Genomic DNA, 20,781 nt, shown 5'->3' with positions numbered 1-20,781 from the left:
CTCATGAGTGCTCTGCTTTTTTGTTGATTTGAATATCTGGCGATTACTTAGCGGTACCGTAATCCATAACCAGCTCGTTGTTTTTCTTCCATCTTGCTTGTTCTTCTTCCGTTGCTTTTGGAGAGAAAAAACCTAGCTGAGCATAGATGAGGCCTAGAACGGGAGAAATCCAACATGCGAAGGCTAGAGGGATATAAAGTAGATTCTCGAAATTGCCATCGCCAATACTCAAACCCAATGCACCGATAACGAAAGCACCGCCAGCATTCCAAGGCACAAGAGGAGAAACTAAGGTGCCGCCTTCTTCGATTGCGCGAGAAAGGTTAAGCGTTGAATACTTCATTCCGCGATATACTGGTGCATACATACGACCAGGTAGAGCGATGGATAGGTAAGGGTCGCCTGCGACAAGGTTGGTTGCAACCGATGTTAGTGTGGCTGACGTCTGAACACCTTTGAATGTTGTTACTTTAGTCATGATGGCGCTGATAATGGCTTCTAGACAGCCTGTTCTTTCAAGTGCGCCACCAAAACCGAGTGCGATCAAAATCAAGGATATAGTCCACATCATAGATTGGATGCCGCCGCGATTTAGGAGGCTGTTAATCGCATCAGAGCTTGTGGTGATGGAGTAACCGCTGTTCGCATAAGTTAAAATGTCATGGATGCCTGCGCCTTGTGTAAACACTGCAACAATTGCACCTGCAATAACACCCGCGAATAAAGATGGAATCGGCGGCATGCGTCTAACAGCAAGTACAATAACGACTAAAGCCGGAGCCAGTAACCAAGCAGAGATTTCGAAGTTTCTTTGTAGGGACGATGTGATCGCAGTGATGCGTTCAAAAGAACCATTGTCGTTGTCGATTAAAGTAAAGCCTGCGATTAAATAGATAACCAAAGCAATTAACATCGCTGGGATAGTGGTTGGCATCATGTTTTTGATGTGGGAAAACACATCAGTGCCTGTCACCGCTGGTGCTAAGTTAGTGGTATCGGAAAGAGGTGAAACCTTATCACCGAAGAAGGCACCAGATACAACTGCGCCGGCAGTCCAGTACATTGGAATTTCAAAACCTGCACCAATCCCCATTAGGGCTAGGCCGACTGTGCCGACTGTTCCCCAAGATGTACCCAAAGATAGAGATACAACGGAACAAAGAATCATTGCCGCGGCTAAGAATATTTGTGGTGATAGTAATGTTAGTCCGTAATAAATCAAAGTAGGGACGGTACCGCTGGCAATCCAAACCCCGACCAACATGCCGACTAAAATCAATACGGATACAGAAGGCATAGATACGTGGATTACATGAAAAATTCCTTCTTCAATTTGCTTCCACTTTAAGCCCTGTTTAATACCAACTAACGCTGTAATGGCTAAGCCAATAGCAAGAGGTATATGCGGTGTGAAATCACCAAAATAGAAGATTTGCACGCCGAGTAAAGCAAGAGTGAGTATTACAGGGACAAGAGCAAGCGCAAGGCTTGGCTTCTGTGTCTCTGATTGTTGTGTGCTGACAGCCATATGTTGTTCCTTTTTTCTTTTTTATTGAGTTCGGATAAAGGAAATTGACATGGTGAAATGTCATATTCCATTTTTCTTAATTAATGTTGTAGCAGGAAGGGATAATTAATTCACAAACAAGTCGTAATACTTTGTATGAACAATGTGAAATAGAAATAGCGAAAAATGCCTTGTTAAATCCGTATTTGATTAGGGAGCATTAAATATCACGAGTATTTTTTTAATGACTTGATGACAAAAAATATGGCGAGAAACCTTATTTAAAAACCATATCGAATGAGATACTCATATCTATTGCTCTATTACTGTGCATGATAAATCGGTCAGTTAATCCTAAATAAGGTAGAAAGAATCATCAATGATGACGTATTGATCAAGGGATAAACGAAACTGCACCAAGACTGAGCTGAGCACAAAAAATGCTGTGTTTTGTGGCTTTGTTATCACTTCTTAGAAAAAGCGAATATCAGCATATATTTGCTCTGTGATAGCTTTCGTTACGAAATGGTTTTATTTAATGATAGGATTGAAATTAATATTAACAGCTGTTTACATAGTGCGGATCTATTTACATTTCGTTGATATTTTTTAGAAATATTATGCTCTTATCTTTTCTTGGCTTAATTGTTATAGTTCATTGAACAGGTCATGAGATGGCTTGTTTAACATTAAAAATAACGATAATAAAATGATCATGAAACACTTGATTTAACTTTTACCTTTTGTAGTACTTAGCTATGTTAATGTCAGACATTAAAATTCTCGTGGTTGACGATTCTAGCGTAATCAGAGAAACACTCGAAAGCTACTTTGCAGAAGAAGGCTATACAGTCTCAGGGGCTGATACTGCTGAAGCCGCTGAACAGTTATTGGGTGAGCAAGAATTCGACCTTATTCTTCTAGACATTCGTTTACCTGGTAAAGATGGATTGACTCTGACCCGCGAATTACGGAGCCGTTCAGAAGTCGGAATTATTTTAGTAACAGGTAAACAGGACGATATCGACCGCATCATAGGGCTAGAGTGTGGAGCCGATGAGTACGTTTGCAAACCTTTTAATGCTCGAGAAGTCTTGGCTCGTGGTAAAAACCTCATTCGCCGCGTTAGGAATCAGAGAGAACTTGCTAAAAAACCAATAGAAGAACCCGTTTTTCGTTCGATTGGGACATGGCAATTAGATACATCACGCCGTGTATTGCTTAAGTCTGACCGCAGTGTGAGCCAATTAACCGAAGGTGAATTTCAGCTTTTGTTAGCGCTTAAGGCAAATGAGGGGGTTGCCTTAACGCGTGATCAACTTATGGACCGAATCAAAAATCGCACATGGAACGCTACGGATCGCACTATTGATGTTTTAATAGGCCGAATTCGCCGTAAGTTAAGCGAAGACCCGCATTGCCCACAAATGATTATTACCGTTCATGGTGTTGGCTACCTCCTTAGTAATAACCCTCAAGACGATTTGTAATGCGAGCGGTGATAAGGCGATTATTTGTGGTGAATGTTAGGAAAAAAAACGTTCACCGCGCAACACTCTATTATAGGTTTGAAACGTACAGCAGAGCTCTTTGGTTATGCTTTATCTGGTTGAGTATGTTGTTTTCTTGGAGTGCTTTAGCTGAAAACGACGCGTTGTCAGTCTCTCATCCACCGCAGAATGGCTTATCTGGATTAACAATAAAAGTGTGTGGGAACAGTGCTTATCCACCGGTTTCATGGCTGAATGCTGATGAAAAAATTGATGGCGTTAACGTTGCTGTTATTAGAATGTTATTAGAGCCACTTGGTGTGACGGTTGATGCACGTCAAAATAGCAATTGGCGGCGTTGCCTCAAAGAAGTCGAGTTAGGCAACGTTGATATGCTGTCTGGGTTCAAAACCACAAAACGCCAACGGTTTCTTACCTACCTAGACGCTCCAGTCATTCGAGAGTCGATTTACCTTTATTATCCTATTGAGCATCCACTGGTATTTAAAGATTGGAAAGCCTTGTCTGGCTTGCGCGTTGGATTGTTAATGGGCGACAGTTTTGGTAATGAAGTGGATGCTGCTCTACATGAATATCCGAACTTAGAGCTTGTCTCCACTCAGGATCAAAATCTATTAAAGCTGGCTGATAATCGCTTAGACGTTGTGCCAATGGGAAAATTGTCAGGTCAATTGGATGTTCATCGACTCGGTCTAGAAGGAAAAATAGGTCATACAAAAACGGATGTTAGCGATTTTTGGTACCTCGCCATTTCCAAAAAGTCTCCTTTAGTAAACTGGCTACCGTTTTTAAATCAGCGCTTAGATAAGTTACTAAAAGAGCCGGATACAGTGTCTGAATTGGTGGAACGTTATCGCCGAATTTACAATACTGATCTTGGTTTAAGTGGGGAGTTTGACTACTAGTTATGCGCCAATTAATAAAGTTTGCATTAATCCCTAATCTATTACGCTATAAGAAAATGCACCCGCTGGCATACCGTATTTTTATCAAACTTTTGTCATTAAGTTTGTTGCTGGCACTTATCTCGACGAGCGTTCAAGTATTCAACGAATATCGACGCGAGCGTGCTTCGATGCAGCAGCAAACTGATTATATTACTTCATCGCATATTGAAGGTGTGCGTAAAGGTTTGTGGGATCTTGATAGCGAGCAATTAGAATTGCAGCTAAAAGGCATTATGAACTTCTCCAATGTGAATGCGGTTACCTTGCACTCTGCGGATTGGCAAGATGACATCATAGTCGGAGATAAAGACTCGATTGTGAACAATAATAATGGCACCACTTTGCCTATTTACTACATTGACCGAGATGGCAAGCAGACGCAGCGCATGCTTGGCGAGTTAACGGTATATCATGATATGGCGGCTATTCAGTCAAAATTGCTGCGATCTGCTATCGAAATTGCGCTTTTTCAAAGTCTTCTGGTGTTAATTAATGGGGTTTTGTTACTGCTTATTGTGCATTTTATGGTAACGCGTCATCTGGAATACATGGCTAGTTACACCCGTTCTATCGGTGCTGGAAATCTCAAAAAAAAGCTAATATTGCCGCATAAAACACCGCGCTCAGAAAGTGATGAAATCGATTCTGTAGTAAATGCGATGAATGACATGCGAGAAGCAATTTTAGCGGATATCAAACAAAAAGATGTGATCGAAGCTGAATTGCGTTATCACCGAGATCAGCTGCAAGAACAAGTGAGCCGCCGGACTCGACGATTACAAGACGCTAAAGAAACGGCTGAAAAAGCGAACTTAGCCAAGAGTCAGTTTTTGGCCACCATGAGTCACGAAATCAAAACGCCGTTGAATGGTATTTTGGGTATGGTGGAGCTACTGCAGAGCCAGCCTCAATCCTCTCAGAGCCACGAGAAGCTTTCCGCGATTTACCAGTCTGGTGAAGCTCTATTAGAAATTCTCAACGGTCTATTGGACTACGCTCGTCTAGAAGAAGGTATGTATAGTCCGGAGATTCTGCCGTTTTCAATTAGCGAGCTAGTAAATTCCACGAGCTTGCTGTTTTTGGCTCAAGCCCAGCAACAGAATACGCAGCTGAATGTACAAATTAGCGATCAATTACAGGATCGCTACCAGGGAGCCGTTGGTGCGCTACGGCAAATCTTATCGAACCTTGTGTCCAATGCCATTAAGTTTACTCGTGATGGCTCTGTAACCATTTCTGTGATGCCTGCAGAGGAGAATCCTGAGCAATCTAGTGGCATACTTATTGAAGTAGAAGATACGGGAATGGGTATTCCTGATCGTTATCTTTCGCATATATTTGAGCGTTTTAGCCAAGCTGATGAAAGTGTCACACGACAATTTGGCGGTACAGGGTTGGGGTTGGCCATTACGGCCCAATTGGTGAGATTACTCGAAGGTGAAATGGGTGTAGAAAGTGAAGAAGGTCGCGGCAGTGTTTTTTGGTTCTATGTGCCATTAATTGCTATAGATAAAGCCGATATCGCATCGGTCGAGACTATTGAACCGCCTCGGAAATTAGCGCCTATGTCGATTTTACTGGTTGAAGATACGCCAATTAATCAAGCCGTTACTACGGAACTATTGGAGCAGGATGGCCATCAAGTGACACTCGCTGTGGATGGTCAGGAAGCGCTTTATAAAGCGAACAACAGCCACTTCGATTTGATTCTGATGGATATTCATTTACCCTCGTTAAGCGGCTTAGATGTTGCAGATCAAATACGCAATGGTGGCCAGATAAATGCTCAAACGCCTATCGTAGCGCTCACCGCCAATGTTCTGCCAAGTAATGTGAAACAATGTCATGACATTGGTATTCGAGCCGTTATTCCTAAGCCCTTTAAGCGTGAATTGCTCTATCAGGTAATGGGAGAGCAGCTAAACCTCAATAGCCAGATAGCACTAGATCAGCAAGCGAGTAGTGGCTTGTTAAACATCAGCCTTATTTACTCTCATCTAACGGCGTTGGGTAAGCAGCGTTTACAAAAATTGGTGTCGCTGTTTTCGTCGGCGATAGAGCGAGGTTTGGATGAGTTGACTGAAATGAATGCACAAAAAGATTTGTACGAGTTGGCAGACATTACTCACCGTTTAGCAGGTGATTCTGATGCTGTCGGTGCACAAACCTTAGCAGCGGCTTTCCGCGAATTAGAAAACCACTGTAATGACAGCACCAAGATGGATTTTAGTGTTGAAATAAACGCATTGAGACCGCTTTATGAAGAGACGTTAGATTTATTGTTAAATGCCGTTCATGACCATTAAAATCGGTCGACTCGCAATGCCTCCATTGGGATTCGCGTTGGACGCATTTCTATTTTTTCCAGTAAGAGCTCTGCACTTATCGCTGCCTGTGTAATCCCCAAATGCTGATGACCAAAAGCAAAAGATAAACGAGAATAAAGAGGGTGCTGGTCAATTACCGGTAAGGAGTCTGGCAAAGAAGGCCGATGCCCCATCCATTCGCTCGACTGAAGGTTAGGGTTATCGAATAGCTTAGGTAGCAAGCCTTTGGTGTGTTCGCGTAAAACCTGATAACGCTTTTTGATTGGTGGTAAATCTAATCCCCCTATCTCACTCATTCCTACCGCACGCAGTCCTGCGTCTAGTGGCGACAAAACTAACTTTCGGTCTGCCGATAAAATAGTGTGATGTATGCGTGTTTTATCGTTGGGGAAAGTTACGTGATAACCACGTTCAGCTTCCAATGGCACATGAATTCCGACCTGTTCTAGCAACGTTTTACTCCAAGCACCAGCGCAAATGGAAACGCGATCAAACGTTTCTGTTTGTTGTGTCGTGACTAACCTAATGCTGTCTTCATAAGGTTGAATGGCGTTCACTCTGGCGCTGATAAAGCTTCCTCCACGTTTTATAAATGCATCGAATAATGCTTTGCAAACATCATAAGGGTCCGACAACCGATGAATTTCTGGGAAGAAAACCGCATGACTGAGTGTTTGGGATAGTTCAGGCTCTAATAAGGCTAAGTTGTTCCCATCGACTAATTCGCAGGAAATGTCGTAGCTGTGCATTTTTTCAATCAATTTTGAGGCTTCATCACGTTTATCGGGATTTTCCCAAACAACCAAATGCCCACCTTTGATGAGAAGAGCTTCCGCGCCGATGTCGGTTAAGGTGCGTTTCCAAGCGCCAACAGATTCTTTATTTAGCTGGTGTATCATCTCTGTTCCGCGTTGCGCCTGATCTGGTTGAGCAGCTTTAATGAAGCGCCAATACCAAGGCGCAGCTTTTGTTATATAGCGTATTGGTGTACAGATTGGTCCTTTTGGATTTAACCAAAGCTTGGGAGCAGATCTAAGTACCTCTGGGGTTCCCAGTGGGTCGATGATCTCTGTGGCTAAATACCCAGCATTGCCTGAGGACGTAGATTTACCCGGAGCCTTATCGTCAATCAATGTGACTTTGTGGCCTCGTCTTTGAGCTTCTAGTGCCACACATAAACCGACGACACCCGCACCTACGACAGCAAAGCTGCTTGTGGTCTCTGGTTTTTTATTGTCCAGCGTAGGTGATTGGGTGTTGTTTTCCATTGATTTTCTCCAAAAAAGTGCGTATTTGATGTTGTTAAGTCGATTGATTTTTGACTAAAAAATGTTATGAGTTCTGATACGCCAGAATTGCCGCGGCTAAATCTTCACGGGAATCACCTACAGATTTGAATAAAGTGATGGCTTGATCTGGTTGGCGAAGAGATGATCTGCCTTGATGAGTGTTGCCACAAAGCTCAGTTAACTCCGCGTGAATGTCGTCAGCTGAGATAGCACCTTCTCTAATTGGTATGATCAAATCACCTGTTTCGGATAGGGCGCCAGCTCGAGTATCGACAAATATTTCTGCTTTTTGCATAGCTAGGTTATCTACTTCGCGCATGGTTGGAGTGAAGCTACCGACTAAGTCTACATGCACGCCTGGCTTGAGCCATTCGCCTAGAATGATTGGCTCGTTAGCAAGTGTGGCACAGCTGATGATATCTACGGTACCTGCGATTTCTGGAAGTTGCTCTGTGTTACAAACGCGAGCATCAATGCCTTGGTTTTGTAGTTCGGCGACAAACTCTACCGCTGTCGATATAGTTCGGTCCCAAACCCAGACTGTCTCAATAGGACGAACACTACAGTGTGCAGGAACAAGATGATGGCCCATTCTCCCTGCGCCAACCATCAACATAGAACTAGAATTTGGACGAGATAGAAAGCTAGAAGCCAAGGCTGATGCCGCTGCAGTACGTATGGCTGTTATCACATTGCCATCCATTTGTGCCAAGGTTTGTCCTGTGTTGCCGCAACTTAAAGTGTAAAGACTGGTTAATCCTGGTAGGCCTTTTGCGTTATTACTCGGAAACACGCTGACTTGTTTTACGCCTAAATATTTACCTTCAATCCATGCGGGCATCAGTAGCAGGGTGGCTTGGGCTTCGCCTGGTACGTCTATAAAATGGTGGTGACGAACAGGAGACTGAACGTCATCAACAAAAATAGCGCGCAGAGCGTTGATCATTTTTGGCCATGTTAAGCGTTCGCGTAAGGTTTCGGCTGAAATTTGCATGTTACGACTCCTATCTATTGAGTGAAGTATCATCCTAGCAAGTTGGTTATTCCTTTAGTTGTCCAAAACTATGACGATTAATACCAAAGCTATGCAGTGCCATAGGGAGCTGCTATAAATATAGTCGTTATGATATTTAAGGTAAGCTGTAGTGCTATGAACAGTGAAATTCGTCACAATTTGATCTCGACACAGCAAGGTGAGCATCTGCATGATTTTTCTCAAATCCTGATCGGATGGAAAGGAAAAATGACATGTGAATTGCCTCAATCTTCGGGAGCGTTGGGGCGTGGGCATTTTGCGTTAGCACCGAATAACATTCCGCACTTATTTTCGGGGCAGACTAAGGATTGCGAGCTGCTGGTAGTAGATATGCATTGCCAAGATCCTTTAATGACTTACATTGCAGAAAGTTCAGGTTCTTCTCTGGATATTTTATTATCTTCAGCGTCATTCTTTTCCCAGTTACCTGTTGAATTGATTGGCTGTCTTGAATTTACCGCTAAGCAATTACAGCATGCATCTGAACAAGTAAGGCGTCGAGTTAGCACGCAGATGTTGCCTATGGTGCTGCTGCAAGTGACCGATATCGTCAGTGAGCAAGACAGCGCATGGAGAAGTGTTGCCCATCAACGATTAGACTTAGTGATTCTCAACGGTTTGATTGATAGTAAGCCTGATCAGACTTTTAGTAATGAATGGCTTGCGCATTATTTCAATATGAGTGAAAGCCATTTTTATGTAGTGTGTCAAAAGCAGTTTGGTATGAGCCCACAAAAATATATTTTGACGCGTAAACTGCAACAAGCACATCAACTAATTATGACATCGTCGATTCCCATTGCCATGCTTGCGGAAAAATATGGGTTTTCTAATGCTTCTTCGTTCTCGCGAGCTTATCGCAAAATTATAGGTTTTTCGCCAACACACAAGCGTAGTAAATAGTTATTGTTTCACTTTATAAAATAGGTCAGCTTATATTTTTTTGTTACAAAAGTGCTCTTATTTTTTGATGGATAATAGTGTCTTATGTGCCAGCTATAATTCATAGGCGCATTTCTTGCTAGTGTAGTAAGTGTTCTTGTCAGTTTTTGTTTTAATTATATGGAATCTTGTTGACATGGCTATTAAGTCGCGCTTTTTAATATCGACTACTCTAATTTTGTTGCTCACAGGTTTTTTTTCTTGGCTTTCAATGCGAGTTTTGGCCGAAGATATTATTGTTAGCTGGGTTGAGCGTTATGCCGAGAAACAGGTTCAATATGATAAAGTACGAACTTTATTACCACTGATTCAAGAAGTGAAATTATCTAAAGAGTTTGCTGAGCTTGAATCGTTAAAAGAGTGGGCTAAACATCCATTTAATGACGCTTTAAAACAGCACGCACTTTATGACACAGAAGCATTTCGACATCGCTTTTCGGATAAATCTTACTTCATCGCCTTAAAAGGGAATGAGCACTATTATTATAGTGATGGTAAGGAAGCATCTAATCTTGATCCTTATCGGTATACACTTCACGAATCTAATCCTGATGATTCATGGTTTTACCAAATCATGGCGAAAAAGCTCAATCTACATTTGAATGTAAATCCAGATGTAGAATTAGGGGTTATTAAGCTTTGGAGTGATGTCTTAATTCGTGATGGTGATGACGTTTTGGGAGTGGTGGGGACAGGCTTAGATCTTTCAGGATTCTTACGCCAAATGGTTGAAAAACAAGATATTTATTCAGCCATTGTTTTTACTAATAATGAAGGCTCTATTCAACTTTATCAGAGAGAAGAATTAATTGATTATTCTTCTTTAACGAAACAATCCGAAGATAAGAGTTTAGTTTTTCAGCTGCTGGATGATGAGCAATCTCGCATGCAGTTAAAGCAAACCTTGGAAATGGCAAAAGAAGCGCCTAATCATGTCAAAACCTCTCCTGTGTATAAAGATGGTGTTCGCCAACTCGCGAGTGTTGTTTACATTCCTGAAATCGATTGGTTTCAGGTGAATTTTATTGATATCAATGGTTTCCTTCCTCTGACAGAGTTTTCAGGGTTGCTTGTCGTGTTTTTCATTAGCCTTGTATGCGCTTTAATCGTGTTCTATCTATTGCTCACATTGATTGTGACAAGGCCATTGTCTGAGTTGGACCTTTCTATTGGGTCATTGGATAAAAAACAATATCGAGCGCCAAAATTAGGCCATTTTGCTGGCCTAGAAATAAAAAAACTGGTTTCCCATTATCAGAAGATGTCGACATCTCTCTTGGAGTATCAGCTTGAGCTTGAGAATAAAGTTGCTGAGCGAACAGAGGCATTGAGTCGCCTTGCTAAGCTTGATCCTTTGACTGAGCTATATAATCGCAGAGGCTTTGAAGTGCATATGACCGAATATATGCAGCGTTGGCAGAAAAGTCACCATTCGTTCGGTCTAATTAATGTAGATGTGAATCGTTTTAAGTTAGTTAATGATTTATATGGGCACGCTGCAGGGGATCTAGTATTACAGGAAATTGCTACCTACTTAACCAATGTTGTAGGAGATAAGGGTGAAGTGGCTCGCTGGGGTGGTGATGAGTTCTTGATACTCGTAAAGCAAAATAGTGATCAAGACCTAGTAACTATATCTGAGCAACTACAGGGCGACCGTGAATCACTTGTTATCAAGATTAAGGAGCAAAATATTACGATTCAATTTAGTGTGGGTAATGCATTGGTAGAAGACAATGACACATTAGAAAGCCTATTACACAGAGCGGATAACGCAATGTATGCGGTTAAGTTTAATAATCGCTAATGGCGTTACTCAATGATTTTTTTTGCGCGAGAAATGATGTGTTAGCAATGTTTTTGGTGGACGATTTACGTTAGGTGTCAGATCGGCTTGGTAGCTACGGCGTGTTTTTTTATATTTCATAATCATGTAATTAAAAAACATAATGCCATTTTTTTCAGTATTTTTTACTTAATATGGCTAATTTTAATAATTTTGCATATCTTACTTGACTATATAAATCATTATAAATCAATCGTTTAAATTATGATTTTTCAATCTTAAAAAATTAAGTAAAAAATAAGAATAATTCTTGATGTTGTTTTGTTGTAATAAAGTTACCGAAATGTATTATTGATTACGAAAACACACGTTTTTTGTTAATGCTCTATTTATTATAAAAACAACATAAAATTAGGTCTGAAAATCATGAAAAAAACTATCCTAGCTACTGCTATTGTTAGCAGCATCCTATCTGTTAGCGCCGCTCATGCCGCTCCTATATTTGACGCCAATTTCGAGTTAAACACAGACGCTGTTGATAAAGAGACTGGCGATACAACTTATGACCAGAATGGTCGTGTTGAATTGAATGCATATAGTAAGCATACTGCGGGTGATAACTTCTTTGCTGGTAAAGGTACTGTGCTATTGAATACTGATGGAGAGGCAACAGTTGATGATGCTTTTATCCAACTAGGTAATAGCACATGGGACTTCCAGCTTGGCCGTTTTGAAGCAATCAACTTATTTCCATTGGCGAAAGATACTTTGATTGTTCATGTTAGCGATGATTATGTTTATCAGGCCAATAAAGTACGTGGTCGTATTGGCGATGGCGGCGGTCAAATAGCCTTCCATTATAACGCTAATGATGCACTAAAATTTGAAGTTGATACTTTGTACAGTGATGGCGATGGTGATGGCACTAGCACTGGTGATGGAGATAAGACCAAAGCTATATCAGGTGTTCGCCCTTCAGTAACTTTTGTTACGAGTGCAGCGACAATTACAGCCGGTTTTGAGAGTGTTAAGTATGATGAAGTAGGTGGCACTAATGTTGACCTTACTGGTTATGCCGTTACTGCAAATTTTGATGTTGCTGCTGCAAACGTAAACGTTTCTGCTGCTTTCAGTAAAGATGACGTTACAGACAAAAAGATATCCTCATTCGTCGCAAACATGGTTTATGGAAACTTTGGTTTGGGCGTAATTGGATCAAATGTTGATAATAAGACGGGTAATGATCCATCTATGTTAACAACCTATATTGCCTATACTGTTCCGTTATTAGATATTGAAAATGCAACGGTGACATTTGCTGGTTCATATTCGACTGCTGATGACGTAGCAGCAGGCGCAAATGATAAAACAACCGCGGCACGAGTTCGCTTTAACTATGGTTTCTAATAAATAGTTATAAAAAGAGCAATATCGCTAGTTATTCCCTTTTCTGGTGATATTGATCTTTAAACTGTTGACAGATAAGACATAGTTGAAAACAAGAGCGATATCGTTGGTTACTCCCTTTTCTGGCGGTATTGTTCTTAACTTGTGTTACTTCCTTTTTTATTTCCTTATCTTTTCCCCGTATAGAAGTATAACTCACTTTAGCCAAATCTATTTTTCTGAAGATGTACAAGAAAATGACCTCATTATTCTATTAGGCATGCTCTGTTGAGGATTGACATTTAGAGAGCTTTTTTGCTGAACGCGGGCTATATAATCAGCTGTCTGGAATTTAATTTTCTTTAATATAATGAATGACACCACGGCTCAAATAAACAAACTCATGGTGCCTTTTGAGAGGTTGCTGTTATTTAGCGATAATGATGGATTCGTTTTGGCTCGTTTTATTAGCAGAGAGACCAGCTACGGATAAGTTATCTGGTTTAAGGTTTGCCAGAACTTGATCTGTTAGCTTATAGCTGTATAAAAAGATGGCTAGGCCTGTCGTTGCCCCAATAGCGTTACCTAAGTTGAGAGCGTCCCACATTCCTTGAATGACCTGTGGTGGTTGCTGAACGACAGCTCCACCAGTTGATTGAACAAATCCCACCATAGCGAGATATCCCATAGCAATGGCACCACCCAACGCAGTGGTGGCTTTATTGGCGAAAGTTTGGGTAGCAAAGGTGACTGCTTCTAAGCGCTTGCCTGAGAGTATATAGCCATACTCAATACAATCGGCAATGAAAATGCTTGGCATAATCAGCGTGACGCCAAGGGCAATGGCTTTAATCATGGTTAAGGCAATAAATAGCTCGATATGTTCGTAGCCAAGTATCCATGTAATCACTGACAAGATAGCCAAGGCGGCAGAAACCCAGGCAAAAGTGGCGATTTTACCAACCTTACGAATGCCAATCGGTACTAACGGTGAGGCCAGCATGGCTGGGCCAATCATAGCGAACAGGAATAAGCTGGAAAGAGAAGAGTCATTAAAGACATCGCGCGCTATGTAAGGCATTAAGGTGAAAGCAACGTTTGATCCACCAATAAAGACAAAGGCGAGGATAAACATTAATAAGTACTTGTTGCCGGTGACTGTGCCCAATATTTGTTTAAGGGTGGGGACTTCTTGTTCTACTACATGGCGTTCTTTTACTGTACGTATGGTTAACATCAAAATCATAGCAGTGATGCACATAATGACTGCCGCTAACGTCCATTTTCCACCTAGTTTTTCGACCAGCCAAGGAGCACTAACCATAGCGATTACCATGCCTACAAAACCACCGAAACGCACAAAAGAATAGATGACATTCCGCTCATCTTTATTTTGTGTCATCACTGAACCTATGGCGTAAGCTGGCGCATCAGATACGGTATATAACATCCCCCAGCCAACATAAGTTATGAAGGCGTAAGTGACGCGAAGCCACATTGTTTGCTCGGAAAGGTAATCGCCAAAGGCAAATATCAAGACAGTAGCAATAGGAACGCCCCAAGCGATGGCGTTCACCCAAGGCTTGAATTTACCGCCTTTGAAGCGGCTTCGTTCTACCATAATTGAAAGTATTGGATCATTCACTGCATCCCATACTCTGGCCAAAAGAAAGATTACACCCACTGTGCCAGCTGATAAGCCGAGTACAGAGGTGTAGTAAATACTAATGAAGATAGTTACAAACATAAAAATAATGTTTTGACCGGTGAAAAACGTGTAATAGCTTAATCGTTCATGACGACTAGTTTCATAGTTTGTGTTGGACATGATTGCCTCGTTATTTTTATTGTTTATCAACTTAAGACCGTCATTACACATCGATGAAGAACGTAATGACGGTATTTATAACAGTGCCTAAAAGCTGTCTTTTAGTTTGCTGTTTCCTTGTTATTTAGCGAGGCAATAAGTTGCAAAATCTGACCTTCAGAATATTGCTGGCTGTTGAATACAGGTAAATTACGTAATGGCATATCGGCCACCATAGATTCCGCCATCAGACGATCTGCTTCTGCTGCTGAGTCGTTTTGATCTCCACCCATCATTTGTGTAAACACAGATAGCATGTCATCGAAAAGAGGTTTTCCTAGTGGCTCGTTGGTAATGTCGCCCAAGGTCGAATTCACCGTGTAAGGAGTAATTGGTGTTGGTGTTGGAATGTCGTAACCCAATAAAGCACTAAAAGCTGCGTCGTTGAAGTCGCGTTTAGCGGGATCAAAATACGTAGCCAAAGCGAAATTTGGTTGCTCGGCCACGATGCCTGTCTCTAAGGCGATTGTCGCGGTATCTCGAATGTCATTAACAGAAGAGCCAATATGAATTTGATAGTCACCCCTTTCGGCAATCCAAGCCGCTTTTTCTTTATGCCAATAAGCGAAGGCTCGATAATCCAGTTTGAACATAACCTCTTTGCTCTCACCTGGCTCTAAAAAGATTTTCTCAAAGGCTTTAAGCTCTTTTGCTGGACGAGGTTGTGACGGAGATTTTTGTCCCACATAGCACTGTACAACTTCTGCTCCGGCTCTATCGCCAGTATTAGTAATGGTAATTTTCAGCTTGATGGAATCGCTTTCATTAAATTGCGTTTTATCACCGCTTAGCAATTTCAAATGATAATAAGTGAAGTTTGTGTAAGACAAACCATGGCCGAATGGGAAGAGTGTCTCAGTGTTGGTGGTATCGAAATAGCGATAGCCTACCCAAATAGCCTCACGGTATTGAACTTGCTTAGTGGTACCTGGGAAATACGGTTGGCTTGGCACATCGTCTAAACTCGCAGGGAAGGTTTCTGCTAATTTCCCGCTTGGGTTTACCTCACCAGAAAGTACTTTAGCAACAGCAGATGCGCCTGCTTGGCCGCCTAAATAGGCTTCCAGTATGGCGGCAGTTTTATCTACGAAAGGTAATAGTACGGGTGCACCATTTTGTAAAACAACCACGGTTTTACTGAGCTGTTCGCCAAGTGCATTAATAAGATCAAGTTGAACTTGTGGCAGGTTTAGGTGCTGGCGATCAAAGCCTTCTGATTCATATTTTGGCGTCAGGCCTGCAAACAAAAAGACCACATCGGCTTGTTTTGCGAGTTCAACCGCCTTGGCGATTTCGGCACTATCTTCAGTATCATTTAGGTGATAACCCGCAGTGTAAGTAACGTTATCGGCACCAAATTGTTTTTTGATTTCGTCGAGAGGCTGTTCCAATTTGAATGGATTAATCTTAGAGCTGCCCGCGCCTTGGTAACGAGTGCTGTTGGCTAAAGCACCAATGACGGCGATTTTCTTGCCGGCGGAAACGGGCAATAAACCATCATTTTTCAACAGTACGCAGGTTTCTTCTGCGATTCTTGCTGCGAGTTCATGGTGAGCTTGTAAGTCTACTTGAACTGTATTGGCTTCTAGGGAAGCTTGTGAATTCAGAATCAGTTCCAATACGCGAGCGACGGATTTGTCTAAAGCTTCTATCGTTAGCTGGCCGTTCTCGACTGCAGCAATGATCTTCTTGGTGTTCATGTCACCAGAGCTTGGCATCTCAAGATGCTGGCCGTTTTTAACGCCTTCAACGCGGTCGTTATTTGCACCCCAATCGGTAACGATAATGCCTTCAAAGCCCCATTCTTTAACAAGAATATCGTCGAGCAATTGTTTGTGCTCTGCCGCGTATGTGCCATTAACCTTGTTATAAGAACACATCACAGTCCAAGGTTGTGTTTGTTTAACCGCTTTTTCAAAAGCCGGTAGATAAATTTCGCGTAGAGTTCTTTGATCGACGATAGCATCGACAGTCATACGGCAATGTTCGTGATTATTCACTGCGTAGTGTTTTAAGCTAGTGCCGACACCTTGGCTTTGTACACCTTTGATCCAAGCCGCTGACATATCGCCAGCAAGTAATGGATCTTCAGAGAAGTATTCGAAGTTACGACCACCTAGTGGATTGCGCTTAATATTGGTGCCTGGGCCAAGTAAGACAGACACATCTTCGGCGCGACATTCTTTGCCAAGCGCTACGCCCATTTCTTCAATAAGTTTGGTATTCCAAGATGCGGCAAGACCAGAAGCGGTTGGGAAGCAGGTGGCTTTTACCGCTGCGTTTAGGCCGACATGATCGCCTTCGCCTGCTTGTTTTCGCAAGCCATGAGGGCCATCAGTTACCATGATGGATGGTAAATTTAAACGTTCAATCCCATGTAGGTTCCAAAAATCCTTGCCTGTACAGAGCATGGCTTTTTCTTCTAGGGTTAGTTCGGCTAAGAGTTGTTTTATTTTTGTATCACTCATCGTTTCATCCTTTCTAGAGTTGTGGTGACGGTTTCATACCATCGAGTAGTAATTGAATTAGCACTGGTGTGAGTTGTGGAATGGCATCTTGTTCGATTTCCATTAAGGCATCTCGGCGCAGAAGCATGCGGCGGAAAAAGGTCGGGACCGCATTGAATAGTGTTACCGCTAAGTAGGCGGCTGGAATATCGTTTCGAATGCTGCCTTCGGTTTGCCCTAATGCGACAATGTCAGTAAGAGATTGGCTTACTGTGTCGGGCAATAATTGAGTCAACTTGTCACGAAATTCGGTTGGTATGCGCGATCCAGCATAGTAGCCATCAAATTCGGCAATGAAGCGGTCGTCGTCAGCATATTGAAGGTCTGAATAGGCATTCATTAATACGCCAAGGCCTTCGTGAATGCTGGAATAGTGACGTGCTTTGATGTTTCCTATGATGCCTTCATAAACGCCGATCTTGCGTGTGAGAACCACCACAAGAATGGCAAAACCTAAATCGTACTTGTCTTGATAGTAGCGATACAGGGTATTACGGCTCATGCCAGTGGCCGTCGCAATGTCTTTCATTTGGGTATCAGCAAAGCCGTTTTCGATAAAAAGTGCTTCGGCAATGTTGATGATTTTGTCCCGAGTGGCTTCGGTTTGATGGATCATTCTAGAAGTCATAAAAATGTTACACGTGTTATATTTGTTGCTGTCTAATCTAAAAGGCGTGCAGTATGGAGTCAAGGTTTTAATAGCGGAAAAGGACTGAATAAAATGGAGTGGATGAAATCAAAACAAAAAAGTGACGTTGAAGAACATCACTTTAGTGTGTAACAGATAGGGGAATAGTTGGCTTTTAAGGTACTAGACAAGCAATGTTCGCAAGGCCTTCACGGCGCTTTCTGGTGTGGTTAGTACAGGAATAGTAAGTCTTTCTCGAATTAAAGGAGCAGCTTTAGCAAGAGAAAACTGTCCCAACACCAGCACGTCGATATCGTTTAGTTGGGAACAGGCCTCGGCAGCAAGCCTATTGTGAGTATCCACATCACCACTTTTTAATGCAGTTAAAGCACCTTCAACCAAAACAGGAAGTACATTAATGGTTTTACCCAGTGACTCAGCCATAGTTTCTAATTCAGCTTTGAGCGCTGGTAAAGAAGGGCCAAACGTAACCATCAAACCGATACGATTACCCATTTTAATAGCTTCTTCAAAAGCCGATTCATTTGGCCGCAAGACCGGTATTGTTAGCTGACTTTTAACCGCATCAATGGCAGGGCCAAAGGCAGAGCAAGTAAATAGAATAGCGTCGGTTTTATTTGCTTTACCAGTAGTACGTGCCGCGTAGTCCGCCAACTCGCTAAAGCGCTCCATCATAGTGTCATCGAGTTTACCGGCATTCGCTAAATCGATGGCCAGGGAGGTATCCAACAAGTCAAAACAAAACGCTTCAGGCCATTCTTTAATGAAGGTCTCACGGGCTGGAATGACGGATTCTTCTAAAGCATGAATCAAGGCAATACGAGGTTGAGTCGTCATAAATTGTCTCTTAATGTTGATCATGACACACCAATACGGGGTACAGGTATTGGTGTGTTTAGGATTATTTGTTATCGATGAGATCGTCGTTTTCGATAACGCGCAAGGTCATTAAATCACTGTCTTTGGTAATGACCAAGGTTGGATCCACTCGCAAACAACTGCCTGCGTAATGTCCTGCTACAGAAAAAGTACAGACTTGTGAACGATAGCCTTCAATGTCAGGTAGTTTCCACAGAGCTTGGAAGATTTGATCTTGATGAGAAAAACGACCAGCAGTTTCTTCCATTAAGGCATCTTCGCCATCGTACATGCTGATGTTAAAACCACAGCGACCAGCAATCGGTTTGCTCACGTAACCGTTGGTTTTTAGCTCATCACTTAACTCAAATGACGATTCCAATAAATACGGATGATCGGGGAACAGCATCCATAAAACGGGCAAGATCGCCTTATTACTAGGAATAAGCGTCCAAAGAGGTTCATAGACCATCACGTCTTTACGTAATAAAACATCGACTAAACGTGGTGCTTCACTGCGAAGTACATCGGTTTGATAGTCGCGTAGGCGTTGCTCGTCGTCGTCACATTCAGCACGAATTTGATCAAGCGCGGTTTCCCATGCCCAGGTTTTCCATACCCAACGAATTTTTACGCCATCTTCATCGACTACATCACCGTCTTTGTCCCAACACAGGCTGCTAACACCTTTAATAACTTTGCAATTCAGTCCGGCTTTTTCCATAGTACGTTTCATGAAAAGCGCGTGATAATTCTCTTCTAGATCCGTGTCTTGCATGATGTGAATCACGCCTTTTACATCACTGTTTTTCCATGCTTCGATCAATTCATCGACTAACTCTGTCGCTGAACCTTCACCTTCTGTCGCGCCATAATGCTTGGCCCATTTCTCTTGAATAATACCCGCTTCCATGTAGCAAGACGCCGAATCGCAGTTGTATTCGTAGACCTTGATGCCTTGAGCGGAAAGACTGAAATCAAAACGTCCAGTGATCATCTGATTACGGCGATTGTCCCAAGATTGATGGATCTTAGGCCACAAGGCAGGTGGAATATTAAAACTGGAGAGCAAATCATCGTTTTGCAACACGTAATCTGTGGCGTGCATAAATAAGGCGTGTAATTCATTGGTTGCGCGTTTTAGCTCACGTTCGGCGGTTTCCGTCATTACCATGTATTTGTAGTCGTCTTCCTGTCGGCTGGCGAGCTTGTGTCCACCCATCATGTCAACAAAAGCTTCTTCTGCTGGATTTGCTACATTTAACCAAGCGCGAGAAGCTTGGCCTTTGTTGGGCACGTGGCGTATCTGTAAATCAAACAATGCTGGATTTTCAGGTTCAATATTTTCAGCATGTAAATCATCGTCAGTTTGTATTACCCAGCCCATAACCGAAGCATCACCATAGGAGCAACGTAGCCAATAGCCGCCATCTTCACTGATTCTAGCGTCTAACACGCGGGAATAGTCTTGACCTTCTTTCCATACCTGATGACCGACGTTTTGCTCGACCAAGTACAAGCGATCTGGCAACACTTTGGTGACAATCGCCACATGGCCGGTGACTTCAAACTCACCGCCTTCGTTCCAAATTAGCAGTGCGCCCACTTCTGGATGACGCAACGAACCATTACGAAACGATTTCAATGGCAAGCGGCTTTCGTCGGCGATTAGGCGTACTGAGGTGAGGCGAAAAATATCATAGGCCATAGCGACGTCATCAAAGATGTAACCTTTGTTGAGATACAGCCAGCGGCGGGCAAACTCAACGCACTGCCACTTGTAACCCATGAAAATACCATCCACATAGCTACGATAAGCATGGCGGTTAGGTAATTCATTATCATCGGCGGAATCGTAATCGGAAGAGTAAACAGGGACATTGCCTGGCGCTATGCCTAACAAGGTGCCAAAAGGAGCCATTGGCCTATTGGAATCGGATGTCATTAGGTTGATTTACCTCACACAGAAAGTGTTTTAAAGGGTAAAAGAAAGGCGACATAACTATCGTCTGGTGCTCGCAATATAGACCTTGAAAAGTTCAGCTGCAAGCACTGATAACGCTTATTTTTTGAACTATATTCAGTAAAGAAAGTGCATATGATTGTTTTTTAAAATAACTGCCATATGTAGTGTTTATCCTTGATATCAAGATTGAAATTTATTCTGGA

At 42.4% G+C, this 20,781-nt stretch carries 14 protein-coding genes; 6 read left to right on the top strand and 8 right to left on the bottom strand.

Translation table 11 applies throughout. From position 1 onward, the window contains the following. Positions 1-43: 43 nt before the first annotated feature. On the bottom strand, positions 44-1,528 hold the full coding sequence (gene nhaC / locus BUA59_RS04670) for a Na+/H+ antiporter NhaC (protein ID WP_072838566.1): 1,485 nt from the start codon (positions 1,526-1,528) through the stop codon (positions 44-46). Positions 1,529-2,271: 743 nt separating this feature from the next. Between nhaC and BUA59_RS04665 the strand changes: the two genes are divergently transcribed. The 3 genes from BUA59_RS04665 to BUA59_RS04655 all read left to right on the top strand — a co-directional run bounded on the left by BUA59_RS04665 (position 2,272) and on the right by BUA59_RS04655 (position 6,271). Further along, complete coding sequence (locus BUA59_RS04665) at positions 2,272-2,997, top strand: response regulator (RefSeq protein ID WP_281251010.1); 726 nt, start codon at positions 2,272-2,274, stop codon at positions 2,995-2,997. A 125-nt stretch (positions 2,998-3,122) separates the two neighbouring features. Further along, entirely contained in the window at positions 3,123-3,923 is an 801-nt protein-coding gene (locus tag BUA59_RS04660; RefSeq protein ID WP_072838564.1) for a substrate-binding periplasmic protein, read from the top strand. Positions 3,924-3,925: 2 nt separating this feature from the next. Continuing rightward, positions 3,926-6,271 (top strand): ATP-binding protein, encoded by a 2,346-nt coding sequence (locus tag BUA59_RS04655; protein ID WP_072838563.1) that lies wholly within the window; start codon positions 3,926-3,928, stop codon positions 6,269-6,271. Here BUA59_RS04655 and BUA59_RS04650 read toward each other — a convergent pair. Both BUA59_RS04650 and lhpI read right to left on the bottom strand, forming a co-directional pair. Further along, on the bottom strand, positions 6,268-7,560 hold the full coding sequence (locus BUA59_RS04650) for an NAD(P)/FAD-dependent oxidoreductase (RefSeq protein ID WP_072838562.1): 1,293 nt from the start codon (positions 7,558-7,560) through the stop codon (positions 6,268-6,270). The two genes, BUA59_RS04655 and BUA59_RS04650, sit on opposite strands and share 4 nt — an antisense overlap. Before the next feature lie 64 nt (positions 7,561-7,624). Continuing rightward, a complete protein-coding gene (gene lhpI, locus BUA59_RS04645) occupies positions 7,625-8,575 on the bottom strand; it encodes a bifunctional Delta(1)-pyrroline-2-carboxylate/Delta(1)-piperideine-2-carboxylate reductase (RefSeq protein ID WP_072838561.1) in 951 nt (316 codons plus the stop codon). 156 nt (positions 8,576-8,731) lie between these two features. Here lhpI and BUA59_RS04640 point away from each other — a divergent pair, with 156 nt between their 5' ends. The 3 genes from BUA59_RS04640 (at position 8,732) to BUA59_RS04630 (ending at position 12,752) form a co-directional block, all read left to right on the top strand. Beyond that, complete coding sequence (locus BUA59_RS04640) at positions 8,732-9,520, top strand: AraC family transcriptional regulator (RefSeq protein WP_072838560.1); 789 nt, start codon at positions 8,732-8,734, stop codon at positions 9,518-9,520. A gap of 175 nt (positions 9,521-9,695) precedes the next feature. Then, positions 9,696-11,366 (top strand): GGDEF domain-containing protein, encoded by a 1,671-nt coding sequence (locus BUA59_RS04635; RefSeq protein WP_072838559.1) that lies wholly within the window; start codon positions 9,696-9,698, stop codon positions 11,364-11,366. 405 nt (positions 11,367-11,771) lie between these two features. Beyond that, positions 11,772-12,752, top strand: coding sequence for a carbohydrate porin (locus BUA59_RS04630; RefSeq protein ID WP_072838558.1), 981 nt, complete (start codon positions 11,772-11,774; stop codon positions 12,750-12,752). Positions 12,753-13,158: 406 nt separating this feature from the next. On the opposite strand, the gene BUA59_RS04625 is transcribed toward BUA59_RS04630, so the two are convergent. The 5 genes from BUA59_RS04625 to gss form a co-directional block, all read right to left on the bottom strand. After that, complete coding sequence (locus tag BUA59_RS04625; RefSeq protein ID WP_072838557.1) at positions 13,159-14,559, bottom strand: MFS transporter; 1,401 nt, start codon at positions 14,557-14,559, stop codon at positions 13,159-13,161. A gap of 101 nt (positions 14,560-14,660) precedes the next feature. Continuing rightward, positions 14,661-17,066 (bottom strand): glycoside hydrolase family 3 C-terminal domain-containing protein, encoded by a 2,406-nt coding sequence (locus tag BUA59_RS04620; RefSeq protein ID WP_072838556.1) that lies wholly within the window; start codon positions 17,064-17,066, stop codon positions 14,661-14,663. 13 nt (positions 17,067-17,079) lie between these two features. Then, entirely contained in the window at positions 17,080-17,733 is a 654-nt protein-coding gene (locus tag BUA59_RS04615) for a TetR/AcrR family transcriptional regulator (RefSeq protein ID WP_072838555.1), read from the bottom strand. Positions 17,734-17,916: 183 nt separating this feature from the next. After that, positions 17,917-18,591 (bottom strand): aspartate/glutamate racemase family protein, encoded by a 675-nt coding sequence (locus BUA59_RS04610; RefSeq protein ID WP_072838554.1) that lies wholly within the window; start codon positions 18,589-18,591, stop codon positions 17,917-17,919. A gap of 64 nt (positions 18,592-18,655) precedes the next feature. Next, complete coding sequence (gss, locus tag BUA59_RS04605; protein WP_072838553.1) at positions 18,656-20,557, bottom strand: bifunctional glutathionylspermidine amidase/synthase; 1,902 nt, start codon at positions 20,555-20,557, stop codon at positions 18,656-18,658. Between the last annotated feature and the right edge of the window lie 224 nt (positions 20,558-20,781).

It is taken from the genome of Marinomonas polaris DSM 16579 (assembly GCF_900129155.1).
Lineage (GTDB): Bacteria > Pseudomonadota > Gammaproteobacteria > Pseudomonadales > Marinomonadaceae > Marinomonas > Marinomonas polaris.
Note: the sequence above shows the minus strand (reverse complement) of the source record. Positions and strands in the feature narration are given on the sequence as shown.

Coding starts and splice junctions, on each gene's coding strand:
- BUA59_RS04620 (WP_072838556.1), bottom strand. CDS start 17,066: ATGAGTGATACAAAAATAAAACAACTCTTAGCCGAACTAACCCTAGAA.
- BUA59_RS04665 (WP_281251010.1), top strand. CDS start 2,272: ATGTCAGACATTAAAATTCTCGTGGTTGACGATTCTAGCGTAATCAGA.
- BUA59_RS04630 (WP_072838558.1), top strand. CDS start 11,772: ATGAAAAAAACTATCCTAGCTACTGCTATTGTTAGCAGCATCCTATCT.
- BUA59_RS04625 (WP_072838557.1), bottom strand. CDS start 14,559: ATGTCCAACACAAACTATGAAACTAGTCGTCATGAACGATTAAGCTAT.
- lhpI (WP_072838561.1), bottom strand. CDS start 8,575: ATGCAAATTTCAGCCGAAACCTTACGCGAACGCTTAACATGGCCAAAA.
- BUA59_RS04655 (WP_072838563.1), top strand. CDS start 3,926: ATGCGCCAATTAATAAAGTTTGCATTAATCCCTAATCTATTACGCTAT.
- gss (WP_072838553.1), bottom strand. CDS start 20,557: ATGACATCCGATTCCAATAGGCCAATGGCTCCTTTTGGCACCTTGTTA.
- BUA59_RS04660 (WP_072838564.1), top strand. CDS start 3,123: ATGTTGTTTTCTTGGAGTGCTTTAGCTGAAAACGACGCGTTGTCAGTC.
- BUA59_RS04610 (WP_072838554.1), bottom strand. CDS start 18,591: ATGACGACTCAACCTCGTATTGCCTTGATTCATGCTTTAGAAGAATCC.
- nhaC (WP_072838566.1), bottom strand. CDS start 1,528: ATGGCTGTCAGCACACAACAATCAGAGACACAGAAGCCAAGCCTTGCG.
- BUA59_RS04640 (WP_072838560.1), top strand. CDS start 8,732: ATGAACAGTGAAATTCGTCACAATTTGATCTCGACACAGCAAGGTGAG.
- BUA59_RS04635 (WP_072838559.1), top strand. CDS start 9,696: ATGGCTATTAAGTCGCGCTTTTTAATATCGACTACTCTAATTTTGTTG.
- BUA59_RS04615 (WP_072838555.1), bottom strand. CDS start 17,733: ATGACTTCTAGAATGATCCATCAAACCGAAGCCACTCGGGACAAAATC.
- BUA59_RS04650 (WP_072838562.1), bottom strand. CDS start 7,560: ATGGAAAACAACACCCAATCACCTACGCTGGACAATAAAAAACCAGAG.